This is a genomic window from Mycobacterium sp. NGS64, assembly GCF_059812245.1.
Map to the genome: position 1 here is coordinate 17,659 of NZ_JCALCI010000005.1, position 15,650 is coordinate 33,308.

The 15,650-nt window shown below is 69.1% G+C and carries 14 protein-coding genes; 12 read left to right on the forward strand and 2 right to left on the reverse strand.

Annotated features, from left to right (window positions below; translation table 11 throughout):
- Position 1: 1 nt before the first annotated feature.
- Both AC5Y4S_RS21500 and AC5Y4S_RS21505 read left to right on the forward strand, forming a co-directional pair.
- The gene (locus AC5Y4S_RS21500) at positions 2-1,048 is read left to right on the forward strand and encodes an aspartate-semialdehyde dehydrogenase (RefSeq protein ID WP_500034673.1); all 1,047 of its coding nucleotides are present in this window, start codon (positions 2-4) and stop codon (positions 1,046-1,048) included.
- 7 nt (positions 1,049-1,055) lie between these two features.
- The gene (locus tag AC5Y4S_RS21505) at positions 1,056-2,183 is read left to right on the forward strand and encodes a DUF4185 domain-containing protein (RefSeq protein ID WP_500034674.1); all 1,128 of its coding nucleotides are present in this window, start codon (positions 1,056-1,058) and stop codon (positions 2,181-2,183) included.
- A gap of 221 nt (positions 2,184-2,404) precedes the next feature.
- Here AC5Y4S_RS21505 and AC5Y4S_RS21510 read toward each other — a convergent pair whose 3' ends face one another.
- Positions 2,405-3,880: a PE family protein gene (locus AC5Y4S_RS21510; protein WP_500034675.1), complete on the reverse strand. Its 1,476-nt coding sequence runs from the start codon at positions 3,878-3,880 to the stop codon at positions 2,405-2,407.
- 302 nt (positions 3,881-4,182) lie between these two features.
- Between AC5Y4S_RS21510 and AC5Y4S_RS21515 the strand changes: the two genes are divergently transcribed.
- From AC5Y4S_RS21515 to AC5Y4S_RS21560, 10 genes are all read left to right on the forward strand, one after another.
- Positions 4,183-4,566: a hypothetical protein gene (locus AC5Y4S_RS21515; RefSeq protein WP_500034676.1), complete on the forward strand. Its 384-nt coding sequence runs from the start codon at positions 4,183-4,185 to the stop codon at positions 4,564-4,566.
- A gap of 128 nt (positions 4,567-4,694) precedes the next feature.
- Positions 4,695-5,135: a hypothetical protein gene (locus AC5Y4S_RS21520; protein ID WP_500034677.1), complete on the forward strand. Its 441-nt coding sequence runs from the start codon at positions 4,695-4,697 to the stop codon at positions 5,133-5,135.
- A 177-nt stretch (positions 5,136-5,312) separates the two neighbouring features.
- Positions 5,313-5,960 (forward strand): sensor domain-containing protein, encoded by a 648-nt coding sequence (locus tag AC5Y4S_RS21525; protein WP_500034990.1) that lies wholly within the window; start codon positions 5,313-5,315, stop codon positions 5,958-5,960.
- A 167-nt stretch (positions 5,961-6,127) separates the two neighbouring features.
- Complete coding sequence (egtA, locus tag AC5Y4S_RS21530) at positions 6,128-7,396, forward strand: ergothioneine biosynthesis glutamate--cysteine ligase EgtA (RefSeq protein ID WP_500034678.1); 1,269 nt, start codon at positions 6,128-6,130, stop codon at positions 7,394-7,396.
- On the forward strand, positions 7,393-8,688 hold the full coding sequence (gene egtB / locus AC5Y4S_RS21535; RefSeq protein WP_500034679.1) for an ergothioneine biosynthesis protein EgtB: 1,296 nt from the start codon (positions 7,393-7,395) through the stop codon (positions 8,686-8,688). The genes egtA and egtB overlap by 4 nt, the downstream gene beginning before the upstream one ends.
- Positions 8,688-9,386 carry an ergothioneine biosynthesis protein EgtC gene (egtC, locus tag AC5Y4S_RS21540; protein ID WP_500034680.1) on the forward strand — a complete coding sequence of 233 codons (699 nt, stop codon included), beginning with the start codon at positions 8,688-8,690 and terminating at the stop codon, positions 9,384-9,386. Before egtB ends, egtC begins: the two co-directional genes overlap by 1 nt.
- On the forward strand, positions 9,383-10,348 hold the full coding sequence (gene egtD, locus AC5Y4S_RS21545; protein WP_500034681.1) for an L-histidine N(alpha)-methyltransferase: 966 nt from the start codon (positions 9,383-9,385) through the stop codon (positions 10,346-10,348). Before egtC ends, egtD begins: the two co-directional genes overlap by 4 nt.
- Complete coding sequence (egtE, locus tag AC5Y4S_RS21550; protein WP_500034682.1) at positions 10,345-11,490, forward strand: ergothioneine biosynthesis PLP-dependent enzyme EgtE; 1,146 nt, start codon at positions 10,345-10,347, stop codon at positions 11,488-11,490. The genes egtD and egtE overlap by 4 nt, the downstream gene beginning before the upstream one ends.
- A 326-nt stretch (positions 11,491-11,816) precedes the next feature.
- Positions 11,817-13,226 carry a PE family protein gene (locus tag AC5Y4S_RS21555; RefSeq protein WP_500034683.1) on the forward strand — a complete coding sequence of 470 codons (1,410 nt, stop codon included), beginning with the start codon at positions 11,817-11,819 and terminating at the stop codon, positions 13,224-13,226.
- A gap of 341 nt (positions 13,227-13,567) precedes the next feature.
- Positions 13,568-14,923, forward strand: coding sequence for a PE family protein (locus AC5Y4S_RS21560; protein WP_500034684.1), 1,356 nt, complete (start codon positions 13,568-13,570; stop codon positions 14,921-14,923).
- Positions 14,924-14,960: 37 nt separating this feature from the next.
- Here AC5Y4S_RS21560 and AC5Y4S_RS21565 read toward each other — a convergent pair whose 3' ends face one another.
- Positions 14,961-15,650 (reverse strand): class I SAM-dependent methyltransferase, encoded by a 690-nt coding sequence (locus tag AC5Y4S_RS21565; protein ID WP_500034685.1) that lies wholly within the window; start codon positions 15,648-15,650, stop codon positions 14,961-14,963.

The following is a 15,650-nucleotide window of genomic DNA, read 5'->3' on the forward strand; positions in this document are numbered from 1 at the left end:
TATGGGTGCCAATGGGGTGTCGATCGGCGTAGTGGGGGCCACCGGCCAGGTGGGCCAGGTGATGCGCCGGCTGCTCGACGAGCGGGACTTTCCGGCGACCACCGTACGGTTCTTCGCGTCCGCCCGCTCGCAGGGCCGCAAGCTGGAGTTCCGCGGCCAGGAGATCGAGGTCGAAGACGCCGCGACGGCGGACCCGTCCGGGCTGGACATCGCCGTCTTCTCGGCCGGCAAGACGATGTCGCTGGTGCAGGCGCCGCGGTTCGCCGCGGCCGGAGTCACCGTGATCGACAACTCCTCGGCCTGGCGCAAGGACCCCGACGTGCCGTTGGTGGTGTCGGAGGTGAACTTCGCGCGCGACGCGCATCGGCGACCCAAGGGCATCATCGCCAACCCGAACTGCACCACGATGGCCGCCATGCCGGTGCTCAAGGTGCTGCACGACGAGGCGCAACTGGTGCGGATCGTGACGTCGACGTATCAGGCGGTATCCGGTAGCGGGCTGGCCGGTGTCGAGGAGTTGGCGACGCAGGCGCGCGCCGTCATCGACGGCGCCGAGGAGCTGGTGTACGACGGCGGCGCACTCGACTTCCCGGCGCCGAACACCTATGTCGCGCCGATCGCGTTCAACGTCCTGCCGCTGGCCGGCTCGCTGCTGGACGACGGTTCGGGGGAGACCGACGAGGACGCGAAGCTGCGCTTCGAGAGCCGCAAGATCCTCGGCATCCCGGACCTGTTGGTCAGCGGCACCTGCGTGCGGGTCCCGGTGTTCACCGGTCACTCGCTGTCGATCAACGCCGAATTCGCCCGCCCGCTGTCGCCCGAGCGGGCCCGCGAGCTGCTCGACGGCGCCCCGGGCGTCAAGGTCGTCGACGTGCCGACGCCGCTGGCCGCCGCCGGTGTCGACGAATCGCTGGTCGGCCGGATCCGGCACGACCCGGGCGTCCCGGACGGGCGGGGCCTGGCGCTGTTCGTGTCGGGGGACAACCTGCGCAAGGGTGCCGCGCTGAACACCATCCAGATCGCCGAGCTGCTGGCCGCCGAACTATAGTTCCCGGGTGAGCTCGGCTCGGGTCGCCCTGCTAAGCGTCTTGTGTTTGGTTGCGCCCCAGCCTGTTTGGCAAGCGCGCGCCGATCCGCCGGCGCCGGCGCCGGAGCCCGTCCTGCAGCCGCTGGCGCCGGGTCAGGTGGTGCGGATCGGGCCGACGGCCGGCACCGGAACCCCGACGGGGGAATACGGCATCGGCGCGACGGACCTGTGTGAGTTCGTCGAGTTCCCCACCGAACTGTTGCAGGTCTGCGGCGACAGCTTCGCCGGCCAGGGCGTCGGGTTCGGCGGCTGGTACTCGCCGATCGCGCTGCATGTCGACACCGCGTCGGTCGACGACCCCGCCGGGGTGCGCTACACCGGCGTCACCGGAATCGGCAAACCGCTGCTGGCCGACCCCACGCCGCCGGGCGACTCTCAGCTGCCGGCCGGGGTGGTGCAGGTCAACCGGCGCAACTACCTGATGGTCACCACGGCGAAAAACCTTGAGCCGCAGAGCTCCCGGCTGGTGATGGCCGAACCCGCGCGCGGTGGCTGGCAGACGGTCGCCGGGTCCCGCCGCGACGGTTCCTATCAGGGTGGCCGACAGTCGCAGATCAGCGGCTACTACGACCCGATCCCCACCCCGGATTCGCCGGGCGGCTGGGTGTACATCGTGGCCAACAGCTTCACGCGGCGAGATCCCGTGCTGCTGTACCGCGCCACGCCGCAGACGTTCGTCGACCGGTCCCGGTGGCAGGGCTGGGCGTCGGGGCCCGACGGCGGATGGGGCAAACCGCCGACGCCGTTGTGGCCGGACCAGGTGGGTGAGATGTCGATCAGGCAGATCGACGGCAAGGCGGTGCTGTCCTACTTCAACGCCAGCACCGGCAACATGGAGGTCCGGGTCGCCGACGACCCGACCTCGCTGGGCACCGCGCCCGTGACGACGGTGGTGCAGCACGACGAATGGCCCGATCCGGCCGAAAGCCTGCCGCCCCCCTACGACAACCGGCTCGCGCAGCCCTATGGCGGGTACATCTCGCCCGGGTCCACCCTGGACGAGCTGCGCATCTTTGTCAGCCAATGGGACACCCGCGCCCGGGCACGCGCGCCGTACCGCGTTATCCAGTTCGCGGTCAACCCGTTCAAGCCCTAGTCGAAGGCGCCTCCGGGTCCGTCAGCGCCGACGGCGTTGTTCGAGCAGGACGCCCAGCCATAGGAAGGCCGGCGGAGCCAGAACGGCCCACGCCAGCAGGGTGACCATCATGATGTTGCCCGCGGTCACGGTTCCTCCGGCGGGTAGTCGCGGCGCTGGTAGCAGGCGATGTTGCCAGACGCGGCACCGGCGTTTCAACGACTTACGCGAAACGGCGCCGGCTACGTTCCGTTCACCCCCGGCAGGCCGAGCAGCCCGCCGGCACCGCCTGCACCGGCGTTGCCCTTGGTTGTGCCTGTCCCCGGGTCACCGCCGTTGCCGCCGTTGCCGATCAGCCCGGCGTTGCCGCCGTTACCGCCGTCCCCGCCGACGGTGCCGAGGGCCTGGCCGCCGGCGCCGCCCGTACCGCCGCCGCCGACCAGCTTGCCGCCGTTGCCGCCGGCCCCGCCGTGACCGCCGGTGCCGGTGTCGCTGAGACCGCCTGCGCCACCGCCGCCGCCGGTGCCGAACAGGAACGCGGCGTTGCCGCCCGCCCCGCCGGCACCGCCGGTGAGCTCGCCGAACCCACCGATGCCACCGGCGCCGCCGGTGCCGAACAGGAACCCGGCGTTGCCGCCGGCCCCGCCGGCCCCGCCGGTGTTCGCGCTGCCGAATCCGCCGGCGCCACCGGCGCCGCCCGCGCCGAACAGGATGCCGGCATTGCCGCCGGCCCCGCCGTTCCCGCCGGTGTGGCCTGCCCCACCTGCGCCACCTGCGCCACCGGCGCCGAACAGCAGGTGGCTCCCGCCGGCCCCGCCGTTCCCGCCGGTGGTGGCCCCGGCCCCGCCGCTTCCACCTGTGCCGGCAGCGCCGAACAGCCCGCCGGCCCCGCCGGTCCCGCCCGACCCGCCGCCGCCGCTGGCGCTGCCGACTCCGCCGGCACCGCCCAACCCGCCGGCGCCGCCGAGCATCCCACCCGCGCCTCCGGCGCCGCCAGCGCCACCGGTGGTTGATCCCAGGCCACCGGCACCACCCAAGCCGCCGTGGCCCCCGAACAGTCCGCCGGCGCCACCAACTCCACCGGCCCCGCCGGTGACGGAGCCGAATCCGCCGACCCCGCCGGCACCGCCCGGCCCACCAAAGAGCCCGCCCGCCCCGCCGGCGCCGCCTGCGCCGCCGGTGTTGGCGAGGCCGCCCGGACCGCCTGCGCCTCCGGCCCCGCCCGCCCCGAACAGGCCGGCCGCTCCGCCTGCCCCGCCGTTCCCTCCGGGTGCGCCGGATCCGCCGTTGCCGCCGCTGCCGAACAGGATCCCGCCGGCCCCGCCGGCGGCCCCGGTCCCGGCGGCGCCGTTAGCGCCGTTGCCGATCAGCGGGCGCCCCAGCAGCAGCTCGGTGGGAGTATTGATTACCCCCAGCAGGCTCTCCAAGGGCGAGGCGTTGGCGGCCTCCGCGCTCGCATACAACCCGCCGGCGCCGGCCAACGCCTCGACGAACTGGCTATGAAACGCTGCCGCCTGATCGCTGAGCGCCTGAAACTCCTGCGCGTGGGTGGAAAACACCGACGCGATCGCCGCCGAAACCTCGTCGCCGGCGGCGGCCAGGACCCCGGTGGTCGGAGCCGCCGCCGCGGCCTTGGCCGCGCCGATCATCGACCCGATGCCCGCCACATCCGAAGCCGCCGACGCCACCACTTCCGGTACTGCGATCACAAACGACATCCCGCACCTCTCATTGAGTCCCGACAGACAATGAACGTCCCGCACCTTCGCTCGCTGCACGAGCCGATGGAGGGTGATCAGGACCGATTCACGGTAACGCAGCGACGGCCGGATCTGCGGTTTAGCCGAGCGTCGGCCACGTCGCAAGCGCCGAGGCCGGTCGAGCGCCTGGGGTCGCAGGCCGCCGCGCCCGTCGGGTAGCGCCCCCGTGATTTTGGCAGGTAGAACGCGGTTTTAGCTCATAGCAGCTACTTAACTAATGCATAGCCATAACTACTCTTAACGCACGCATCATTTGTCTCATGAGTGAAACATCTGAAACCCCAACTGTGCGGACAGCTACCGCAACCGAACCCGCGCCGGCGGCAGCGTCGGCGCTCTACCGGATCCCTCGGGTCTTCCTTGCCGCGGCATGGGTCGCCATCGTCGCCGGAGTCGTGTTCATCATCTCGGTGATCTTCTTCACCGGCATGGCGCTCGGGCATCACGGCCACGGGGGTCACCACCACAAGCACCACGCGGCGTTTATGCATCCGCACCGCTTCGGTCCCGGCGGACCGGGCGGCCCCGGCGGACCCGGCGGTGGTCCCGCGGCGGTCCAAGGCGGTGGGCCCGCTTCGGCGACCCCAGGCGCTCCGGGACCTAGCCAGATTCCGTCGTCCGTCGCCCCGTCTCGGACCCCGTAGTCGCGGCGGGTCGGTAAACCCATATCCGATGGCCCGGCGCTCGCACGAGCGCCGGGCCGCTCGATTCTCAGCAACAATTGCGTCTCGGACCTGTTATCGCCGTCGGCGACAGGGGCAATATTCAAGGCATGACCCAAACACCCGAACCGTCAACGCAACCGACGCCCGTCGCCGCGGCCCCGCCCGCGTACGCGCCGGTCAAGCCTCCGAAGGTCTATGTGGCCGCCGCGTGGGTGGTGATCGTCGCCGGGATCGTTTTCATCCTCTCGACCGTCTTCTTCGCGGGGGCCATGGTCATGGGAATCAGCCATCACTGGCATCACTACAAGCATCATCACGGCATGATGTACGGCCCCGGCGGACCTGGTGGCCCAGGTGCACCGTGGCAGTACGGCGGGCCGGGGGGTCCGGGCATGGGCCCGTGGGGTCCGCCGCCGGGCGCCGGTCCGGGCGGCCCGGGTGGCCCCTTCGGTCCGCCGCCGGGCGTCGGTCCGGGTGGCCCCAGCCAGACACCGACGCCCAGCGCGCCGGCGCCCGCGCCGAACACTCCGGGCAATCCGCGCCCGTAGGCATACCCGCCTTTTTTTGAACCGCTACAGAAACGCGGCCCGCTGGTCCGGTTTGTTCCGCCGCACCGAAAGTTGTTGGGCCGATTGCGGTTACGCGAAGGCCTCGAAGGGGGTCGGGGCCCGATAATCGATGTTCGCCACCCGGCAGCTGCCCTGGCATGATCGAAACCCATGACCATGCGCATCGGCGCGGCGGTAATGACCATCGGTGTGGTGGTCGGGGGAGCGCTGGCTGTTCCCGCGGCGGTGGCTCACCCGTCGGAGCCCGGGGTGGTGAACTACGCGGTCCTGCCGAAGGGATCGGTCGGCAACATCGTCGGCGGACCGATGGGCTGGGAGTCGGTGTTCACGCAGCCGTTCCAGGGCTATTCGGTCGACCTGCCGGTGTGCAACAACTGGGCCGACGTCGGGCTGCCCGAAGTCTTCGACGATCCTGATCTCGCGTCGTTCAACGGGGCAACCACACAGACGTCGGCCAACGACCAGACCCACTTCGTCAAGCAGGCCGTCGGGGTGTTCGCCACCAACGACGCCGCGGGCCGGGCGTTCCATCGCGTGGTCGACCGGACCGTCGGCTGCTCGGGCCAGACCACTGCGATGCATCTGGACAACGGCATCACACAGGTGTGGTCGTTCGACGGCGGCCCGGCGACGGGCGGCGACGCGAACTGGACGAAGCAGGAGGCCGGCACCGACCGTCGGTGCTTCGATCAAACCAGGCTGCGTGAAAACGTGTTGTTGCAGGCCAAGGTCTGCCAGTCTGGCAACGCGGGACCCGCGGTCAACGTGCTGGCCGGGGCCATGCAGAACGCGCTGGGTCAGTAGCGTGGTTTCCGGACACTCGGGTGGTCCGTCGCGGAAAAGTCCGGCAGGACGGGAATATGTCGGTGCGATCTGCAAGATGAAGTAGTGGCGATTATTTCTCCGTCAGCTGTGCAACCAGCGGTCCGCAGGCCATGCCGGGTCGGCCGGCCCCTCGAAGGGATAGTGATATGACGCCCGCGGCCGTCAGCACCGCCCAAGCCGAGATGGTCGACTCCTCCGCCGCCGCGACATACATCGCCGAGACCTGCCTGTCCGATGCGCCGCTGCGGTCCATCGGCCTCGAGCTCGAAGGGCATTGCCACGACCCGGTCGACCCGCATCGCAGGCCCGGCTGGGACGAAATCGCCGACGTGCTCGAGCACCTGCCCGACCTGCCGGGCGGCAGCGCCGTCACGGTCGAACCCGGCGGCGCCGTCGAACTGTCGGGTCCGCCCGCCGACGGGGTGCTGGCCTCCATCGATGCGATGAACCGGGACCAGGCCGTGCTGCGGTCGGCCTTCGCCGACGCCGGGTTGGGGCTGGTTTTCCTCGGGGCGGATCCGCTGCGGCCCCCGAGGCGCATCAACCCCGGCGCGCGTTACCAGGCGATGGAACAGTTCTTCCACTCCAGCCGCTCCGGCGAGGCCGGCGCGGCGATGATGACATCCACCGCGTCGATCCAGGTCAACGTGGACGCCGGGCCGCGGGACGGCTGGGCGGCACGGGTCCGGCTGGCGCACGCCCTAGGCCCCATGATGATCGCCATCGCCGCCAACTCCCCGATGCTGGGCGGGGAGTTCACCGGCTGGGTCTCCACCCGGCAGCGGGTGTGGGGGGACATGGACTCGGCGCGGTGCGGGCCCATCCTGGGGGCCAGCGGTGACGACCCGGGCACCGACTGGGCGCGCTATGCGCTCAAGGCCCCGGTGATGCTGGTGCACAACCCCGAGGCCACGGCCGTCACGCGGTGGGTGCCCTTCGCCGACTGGGTGGACGGCCGGGCGTTGCTCGGTGACCGGCGCCCGACGGTCGCCGACCTGGAATACCACCTGACCACGCTGTTCCCGCCGGTCCGGCCGAGGCAGTGGCTGGAGATCCGCTACCTCGACAGCGTGCCGGACGCCCTCTGGCCCGCCGTGGTGTTCACCTTGGTGACGCTGCTCGACGACCCGACCGCCGCCGACATCGCGGCCGAGGCCGTCGAACCGGTCGCCACCGCCTGGGACACCGCCGCCCGGGTCGGCCTTCGCGACCGGCGGCTCTACGAGGCGGCCAACAAGTGTGTCGCGGTCGCCGCCGAGCGGGCGCCGGCGGAACTGACCGAGGCGATGCAGCTGCTGGTCAGCGGAGTCGAGCGGGGCCGATGTCCCGGCGACGACTTCTCCGACGAGGTGATCGAGCACGGCATTGAGGCCACGGTCTCCAGGGCCGCGCGGTGGCCGCGAGGGGGCGCGTGACTTCCCGGGAAAAGCTCGCCGACGATATGGCGCGGGCGCGGGCGCGGACGCTGCGGCTGGTCGAATTCGACGACGCCGAGCTGTGGCGGCAGTTCGACCCGTTGATGAGCCCGCTGGTGTGGGACCTTGCGCACATCGGTCAGCAAGAGGAGTTCTGGTTGCTGCGCGGCGGCGATCCGTCCCGCCCGGGGATCCTGCCGCCGGCCGTCGAGGGCCTGTACGACGCCTTCGAGCACTCCCGGGCCAGCCGCGTCGAGCTGCCGCTGCTGTCGCCCGAGCGTGCGCGGTCCTATTGCCGGACGGTGCGCTCCGCCGCGCTGGACGCGCTGGACGCCCTGCCCGACGACCCCGCGGGAGACGAAGCGGCGTTCGCCTTCGGGATGGTGGTCAGCCACGAAAACCAGCACGACGAAACGATGTTGCAGGCGCTCAACCTGCGCGCCGGCGCGCCGCTGCTGCGCGACGGATCGGTGCTGCCCGCGGGCCGTCCGGGGCTGGCGGGAACGTCGGTGCTGGTCCCCGGCGGCCCGTTCGTGCTCGGGGTGGACGCCGCGAGCGAACCGTACTCGCTCGACAACGAGCGCCCGGCTCACGTCGTCGACGTGCCGGCTTTCCGGATCGGCCGGGTCCCGGTCACCAACGGCGAGTGGCGACATTTCATCGACGACGGCGGCTACGAGCAGCCGCGGTGGTGGTCCGAGCGGGGCTGGCAGCACCGACAGACCGCAGGCCTGACCGCGCCGCAGTTCTGGGGTCCCGACGGCCGAACCCGCGCGCGGTTCGGCTACATCGAAGACATCCCCGCCGACGAGCCGGTGCAGCACGTCACCTACTTCGAGGCCGAGGCCTACGCGGCCTGGGCCGGCGCCCGGCTGCCCACCGAGATCGAGTGGGAGAAGGCCTGCGCGTGGGATCCAGCGACGGGCGCCCGGCGCCGCTACCCGTGGGGCGCGCAGGAGCCGTCGGAAGCCGTGGCCAACCTGGGCGGCCGCGCGCTGCGGCCCGCGCCCGTCGGCGCATATCCCGCGGGCGCTTCGGCGTACGGGGTCGAGCAGATGCTGGGCGACGTCTGGGAGTGGACCGCGTCGCCGCTGCGGCCGTGGCCGGGGTTCGTCCCGATGATCTACGAGCGCTACTCGCAGCCCTTCTTCGACGGCGACTACCGGGTGCTGCGCGGCGGGTCGTGGGCCGTCGAGCCGGGGATCGTGCGGCCCAGCTTCCGTAACTGGGACCACCCGATCCGGCGCCAGATCTTCTCCGGTGTCCGCCTGGCGTGGGACGTGGCCGACTGATGTGCCGTCACCTGGGCTGGCTGGGCGCCGACGTGAGCGTCTCGTCGCTGGTGCTGGACCCGCCGTGCGGGCTGCGGGTGCAGTCGTATGCTCCGCGGCGCCAGAAGCACGGCCTGATGAACGCCGACGGTTGGGGCGTCGGGTTTTTCGACGGTGACATGCCGCGGCGCTGGCGCAGCCCGGCGCCGCTGTGGGGCGACGCGTCGTTCGCCTCGGTCGCGCCGGCGCTGCGCAGCCACTGCGTGGTGGCCGCGGTGCGCTCGGCGACCGTCGGCATGCCGATCGAGGCCACCGCGACGGCGCCGTTCACCGACGGCCGTTGGTTGTTGTCGCACAACGGTATCGTCGACCGCACGGTGCTTCCGCTCACCTCGTCGGCCGAATCCGTCTGCGACAGCGCCATACTCGCGGCCACCATCTTCGAGCGCGGGCTGGACGCGCTGGCCGACACCATTGTCGAAGTCGGCGCGGCCGACCCGTTGGCGCGGCTGAACATTCTGGCCGCCAACGGCTCTCGACTGGTGGCGACCGCGTGGGGCGACACCCTGTTCATCCTGCGCCGCGAAGACGGGGTGGTGCTGGCCAGCGAACCGTACGACGACGCGCCCGATTGGGAAGACGTGCCGGACCGTCACCTGGTGGAGGTCACCTCGGAGGGGATTCAGTTGACCCCGCTCAACTCGAAAGGATCTCGATGACGCTGACGCTGTCCAACCACCTGGCCGCCGACTCGGCGTATCACGCATTGCGTCGTGACGTGCTCGATGGCCTGCAGCAGACACCGAAGTCGTTGCCGCCCAAGTGGTTTTACGATTCGGTGGGCAGCGACCTGTTCGACCAGATCACCCGGTTGCCCGAGTACTACCCGACCCGTGCGGAGGCGGAGATCCTGCGCGCCCGGTCGGCCGAGGTCGCGGCCGCCAGCGAGGCCGACACGCTGGTCGAACTGGGTGCCGGCACCTCGGAGAAGACCCGCCGGCTGCTGGACGCGCTGCGGGACCGGGGCTCACTGCGCGGATTCGTGCCGTTCGACGTCGACGCCGGCATGCTGTCGGCGACCGCGACCGCCATCCAGCGCGAGTACCCGGGCGTCGAAATCAGTGCGGTCTGTGGGGATTTCGAGGAACACCTGACCGAGATCCCCGGCGGCGGGGTGCGGCTGTTCGTGTTCCTGGGGTCGACGATCGGCAATTTGACCCCCGAGCCGCGCGCGCGGTTCCTCGCGACGCTGGCCGGGGTGATGCGGCCGGGGGACAGCCTGCTGCTGGGCACCGACCTGGTCAAGGACGCCGACCGGCTGGTGCGCGCCTACGACGACGCCGCCGGTGTGACGGCCCGGTTCAACCGCAACGTGCTCGCGGTGATCAACCGCGAACTCGACGCCGACTTCGACATCGATGCCTACCAGCACGTCGCGCGGTGGAACACCGACGAGGAGCGCATCGAAATGTGGCTGCGGTCCGGCCGGAGCCAGCGGGTGCGCGTCGGGGCGCTCGACTTGACCGTCGATTTCGCGGACGGCGAAGAGATGCTGACCGAGGTGTCGTGCAAGTTCCGCCCCGACGGGGTGAGCGCCGAGTTGGCCGACGCCGGACTGCGCCGGATCCGATGGTGGACCGACGAAGCCGGCGACTTCGGGCTGTCGTTGGCCGTTAAGTGAGCCTCGGCGGTTCGCTGGCCGAGCGGTGGCGGGCGGCCCGCCCGCCCGTGGCCGGGTTGCACCTGGACAGCGCCGCTTGCTCGCGCCAGAGTTTCGCCGCCATGGACGCCGCCGCCAAGCACGCGCTGCACGAATCGGAGGTCGGCGGGTACGTCGCGGCCGAGGCGGCCGCCCCGCTGCTCGAGGCGGGCCGGGCGGCGGTCGCGACGCTGTGCGGCGTGCCCGACGCCGAGGTGGTGTTCACCACCGGCTCCCTGCATGCGCTGGATCTGCTGCTGGGCAGTTGGCCGGCCGAGCGGCGCACGCTGGCCTGCCTGCCCGGCGAGTACGGCCCCAACCTGGCGGTGATGGCCGCCCACGGGTTCGAGGCGCGGACCCTGCCGACCCTGGACGACGGGCGGCTGGCGCTCGACCAGGCGGCGTTCGATCTAGAGAGCGACCCACCTGATTTGGTGCATCTCACCCCGCTGGCCAGCCACCGGGGCGTGGTGCAGCCGCTCGCCATGGTGGCCAAGCTCTGCCGCCAGCTGGGCCTGCCGCTGGTGGTGGACGCCGCACAGGCGTTGGGCCACATCGACTGCGCGGTGGGCGCCGACGCGACGTATTCGTCCTCGCGCAAGTGGATCGCCGGACCCCGGGGCGTCGGTGTCTTAGCCCTGCGGCCCGAGCTGATGGGTCGACTGACACCGCGGCTGTCGGCGCCGCGCTGGGCGGCGCAACTGTCGGTGGCCCAGCAACTGGGCTTCGGGGAAGCGAATGTCGCTGCGCGCGTGGGGTTTTCGGTCGCCGTGGGGGAGCATCTGGCATACGGACCGGAATCGGTCCGTGCCCGGCTGGCCGAGTTGGGTGAGATCGCCCGCACCCTGCTGACCGATGTCGACGGCTGGCTGGTGGTCGAAGAGGCGGACGAGCGCAGCGCCATCACCACGCTGGCCCCCGTCGACGGCGCCGACCCTGAAGCGGTGCGGGCTTGGCTGCTCGCCGAGCGACGCATTGTGAGCACCTATGCCGGGGTGGCCCGCGCGCCCCGAGAACTGTCTGGGGCGGTGCTGCGTATTTCCCCGCACGTCGATACGACCGGCGACGACCTCGAGACGTTCGCCGAGGCGCTGATCGCAGCGACAGCGGCGACCGGCACCTAGCTGTTGCCGCCCACTGCACGGCGCGGCCAAAAATACCGAACTCGTCAATTTCCACCTTAATTTTGACCGAAAGTATGAAAAAGCCTGTTCTTATTAGGCACGTGTGGGGTAGCTTTTGGCGTTAGCAGCACGCGGCGGATCACTCTTTATGAAGCGGCTCGCCGCTCGGCGATGGAGCCGGTGAAAAGAGGTGCGGAATGAACTTCGCAATGTCACCGCCTGAGATGCCGCATGCCGCCTGGGACGGGTCGACCGATGAATTGGCTTCGGCCGCCGTCACATTCGCTTTGCTCGCCCGTTTTCGGCGTCCGTGAAAGGAGACGGAGATGTCGTATGTGGTTACCGTGCCGGAAGCGGTGCAGGGTGCAGCCCAAGACCTGGCGGGCATTCGCGCCTCGCTGACGCAAGCCGCCGCGATCGGGGGGCCCACCACCGGGATTGCGACCGCCGCGGCAGACGAGGTATCGAACGCAATCGCTTTCGTCTTCGGCAGCGCCGGCCAGCAATTTCAAGCTCTCAACGCCCAGGCGCAGGCATTTCATGCGGAATTCGAAAGCTTGCTGAATGCCGGCGCGGCGGCATATGGCAGCGCCGAGGCTGCTAACGCCGGGCAGGTGCTGAGCAACGCGGTAGCCGGTGCTGCGCCGCCCGCCGCGGCGGTACCCGCAGCGACCTACCGAACCTTCAACCTTTTCAACGGCCTGCTGGACATCAATATCGGGACCGGCGGCATTCAATTCACGATCAGCACACCCGGGTTCACGTTGCCGGCGGTGCACGTGCCCCCGATCAGCGTCGCCCCCTTCAACCTGCCCCAGCTCACCATTCCGGCCGTCAACATTCCGGCCGGTGCCACGCTCGCGAATCTCACGGTGAGTCCGTTCAACCTGCCGCAATTGTCGATACCGTCGATCAATATTCCGGCCGGGACGACGCCCGCCAACATCACCGTCGGCGCATTCAACCTGCCGCAGATAACGACCCCCGCCATAACGGTGCCGCCGATCAACCTGCCCGCGGTGACAATACCGCCGTTCCAGACGCCCCTCGTCCAGGTTTCGGGCTGGAGCCTGCCTTCGATAACCGTTCCCCGAATCGACCTTCCGCAGATACAGTTCCCGGATATCAATGTTCCGGGTGGGGGGCAGACAGTGGTCCATTTACATACCGGGAACGTCCTCTTCCCGGACTATGACATCAACCTTCAGTCGTTCGATATCAACGCGCCGTCACTCGGCTTCAACACGCAAGGATTTATTTCTCAATTCGGTATCCCCAGTATTCAAATCGGGCCCCTGACCCTGCCGATCCTGAGCGTCAGCAACCCGAGCGGCGGCGACTATGTGTTCCCGTCCATCGGCCTTTCCGGCTTCTCCATCCCATCGATCACCATTCCGCCCATCGCCGTCGGCGGGTTCACGCTGCCGCAGGTCAGTTGGCCGGCCTTCGCCACGGCGCCACTGACCATCCCGCCGATCGGTGTCGGTGGTTTCACGCTGCCCCAGGTTAGCTGGCCGGCTTTCGCCACCGAGCCGCTGACGATCCCGCCCGTCGGCGTCGGCGGCTTCAACCTGCCCGGTATCGACATCCCCAACATCACCGTGGCGCCCGTTCAGGAAGATCAGTTCACGATCCCGCCGGTCCCCACCTGGTTGAACGGGCTGACCATCGAAGCGAACACGTTCATTTCGATCGTCAACGACGTCGCGGCCAGCCTGCTGGGCACGGGCCCCTAACGGCCGCCGCGTGGCGCCGTAGCGTCGGCCGGCCTGACACGCTGGCCGCAGTGACGCTCGCGCGGATTAGGCCCGGCGACGGGTGGATCGTCACCTTCGTCGAGGTGCGGCGGGGTCCCGTGGACTGACGGCGCTCCGCTCCCCGGCGCGTTCTGGCCGTTTTCCGTCGCGGCTATCCAGCTAGCGAATGCATACTCTGAAAATCGCCGTTTCACTTGACTAAAGGTATGGAAATCGGCTGTACTCACTTATATCCGGTCGGTAGCTGCGGCCGCTGCTCCAGGGCTCGACAACTTTCACCGGCCTCCGCTCGATGACGAGCTGTGAGAAAGGGATGCGAGATGTCGTTCGTGATTGCAACGCCGGATCTGGTTCAAAGTGCGGCCGCGGACCTGGCGGGCGTACGTTCGTCGCTGGCCGAAGCGGCGGTGACCGCAGCAGGTCCCACGACGGGGCTAGCGGCTGCGGCTCGGGATGAGGTTTCGGTCGCGATCGCTTCGGTGTTCGGCAACGTGGGCAAGGAATTCCAAGCTCTCGCTACGCAGGCGCAGGCGTTCCATCAGCAGTTCGTCTCCATGATGAGCACGGGTGCGGGCGCCTACGCGGCCGCCGAGGCCGCCAACGCAGGGCAAGTTCTGGGCAACGTACTCGGCGGCGCGCCGGCGGCCGCCGCTGCCGTGCCGGCGGCCGCCCAAACGTACCTGGACGGCCTCCTGACGCTTGACTTTGGGCCGAGCAGCGTCTTGGTCACAATCGGCACACCCGTGATCAACCTGCCGCCGATACACATACCGCCCGTGAATCTCGGCGCTTTCGCTCTGCCCCAGATTAGTCTTCCGTCCATCAGCATTCCTGGCGGGTTGACGCCCCCGAATATACAACTAAGCCCCTTTAGTTTGCCGAAGATATTTATTCCGCCCATTCATGTCGGGCAATTCACGTCGCCTCCCATACATGTGGCTCCATTCAACCTGCCGCAGATAATAACTCCCCCCATATCTGTGCCTCCCATACAACTGCCCTCGGTGACTGTGCCCGGCTTCAGTCTTCCTGAAATCTCGGTCCCTGGCTTCAGCCTCCCGGAAATCTCGGTTCCCGGCATCACCTTGCCCACGATAACTGTCCCTACTATTAGTCTTCCCGCGATAACTTTCCCGGATCTCTCAGTCATAGGGGCCAATCAACCGTTAGTTACGATTAACACGACCGGGTTCGGCTTACCGATCGGTCAAATAAGTATTAACCTTCAGACCTTTGATATAAACGGCGGGCTTGGCCTGCACACACCCGGCTCGATTTCCGGATTCACCATACCGTCCATTACCCTTGGGGCATTTACTATACCGCCCATTGGCCTTGGGGCATTTACTATACCGCCCATTGGCCTTGGGGCGTTTACCATACCGCCCATTAGCCTTTCCGGCTTCACGATTCCGTCCCTTACCCTCAACCCCATCCACGTCGGCGGGTTCACCCTGCCGCCGATCAACGAGCAAGGATTCGATTTGCCGCCGGTGACCATTCCGCCGATCCGGATCGGCGAATTCACGTTCCCGTTCCTCAGCTTGCCGCCGTATAACACGCCGCCGTTGATCATCCCGCCCATCGGTATCGGCGCCTTCGGCCTGCCCGATATCGAAATTCCCCCCATCAACATCGGCTCGATCCCGCTGTTCCAGTTCGAACTTCCGATCTGACCGGCTGTTTCCGCGCACGGGCCGGCTTGACAAGAAGTCAGCCGGCCTTGTGCGCGGTCAGCAGGTAGGCCGGCATCTTCATCCGGCCCTTCTCGTCGCGGTCGTGCGCCGGGAACTCGAACGGCGCGTCGGTGATCGGCGGGATGTTCGCATGGATGAAGGCGGGCCGGATCTCGTCGATCTCCCAGTACTTGCTCACCGCGGCGCGCAACTCGTCCTCGTCGACCTCGTTGGGCTTGGGCTCCATCTCGGCGGGAAAGGCGCCCTTGGCGAACACCAGGACGAAATAGCCGGCGCCCGGTGCCGCCGCGCGGTGGATCGAGCGCAGGTAGCCGTCGCGGCCCTCGACCGGGAGCGAGTGGAACAAGGTCGAGTCCACGATCGTCGAGAAGCGTCCTTCCGAACCGGGTGGGTAGGCGGCGAAGTCGGTGATGTCGGCCTGCACGAAGCCCGCGGTGGTCAGGCCTCGCTCGCGGGCCGCCTTGGAGGCGGCGGCGACGGCGGTCGGCGTGAGGTCGATGCCGACCACGGTGTAGCCCTGCGCGGCCAGCGCCAGCGACAGCTCGGCGTACCCGCACCCGGCGTCCAGCACGTCGCTGCGAAATTTTCCGGCCGTGATGAGCGCCGCCAATTCCGGCTGCGGCTCCCCGATGTTCCACGGTGGCGGCCCCTGGAATTCGCCCTCCTCGCGGTACGCACCGTCCCAGTCCATGATTTCGGATGACAT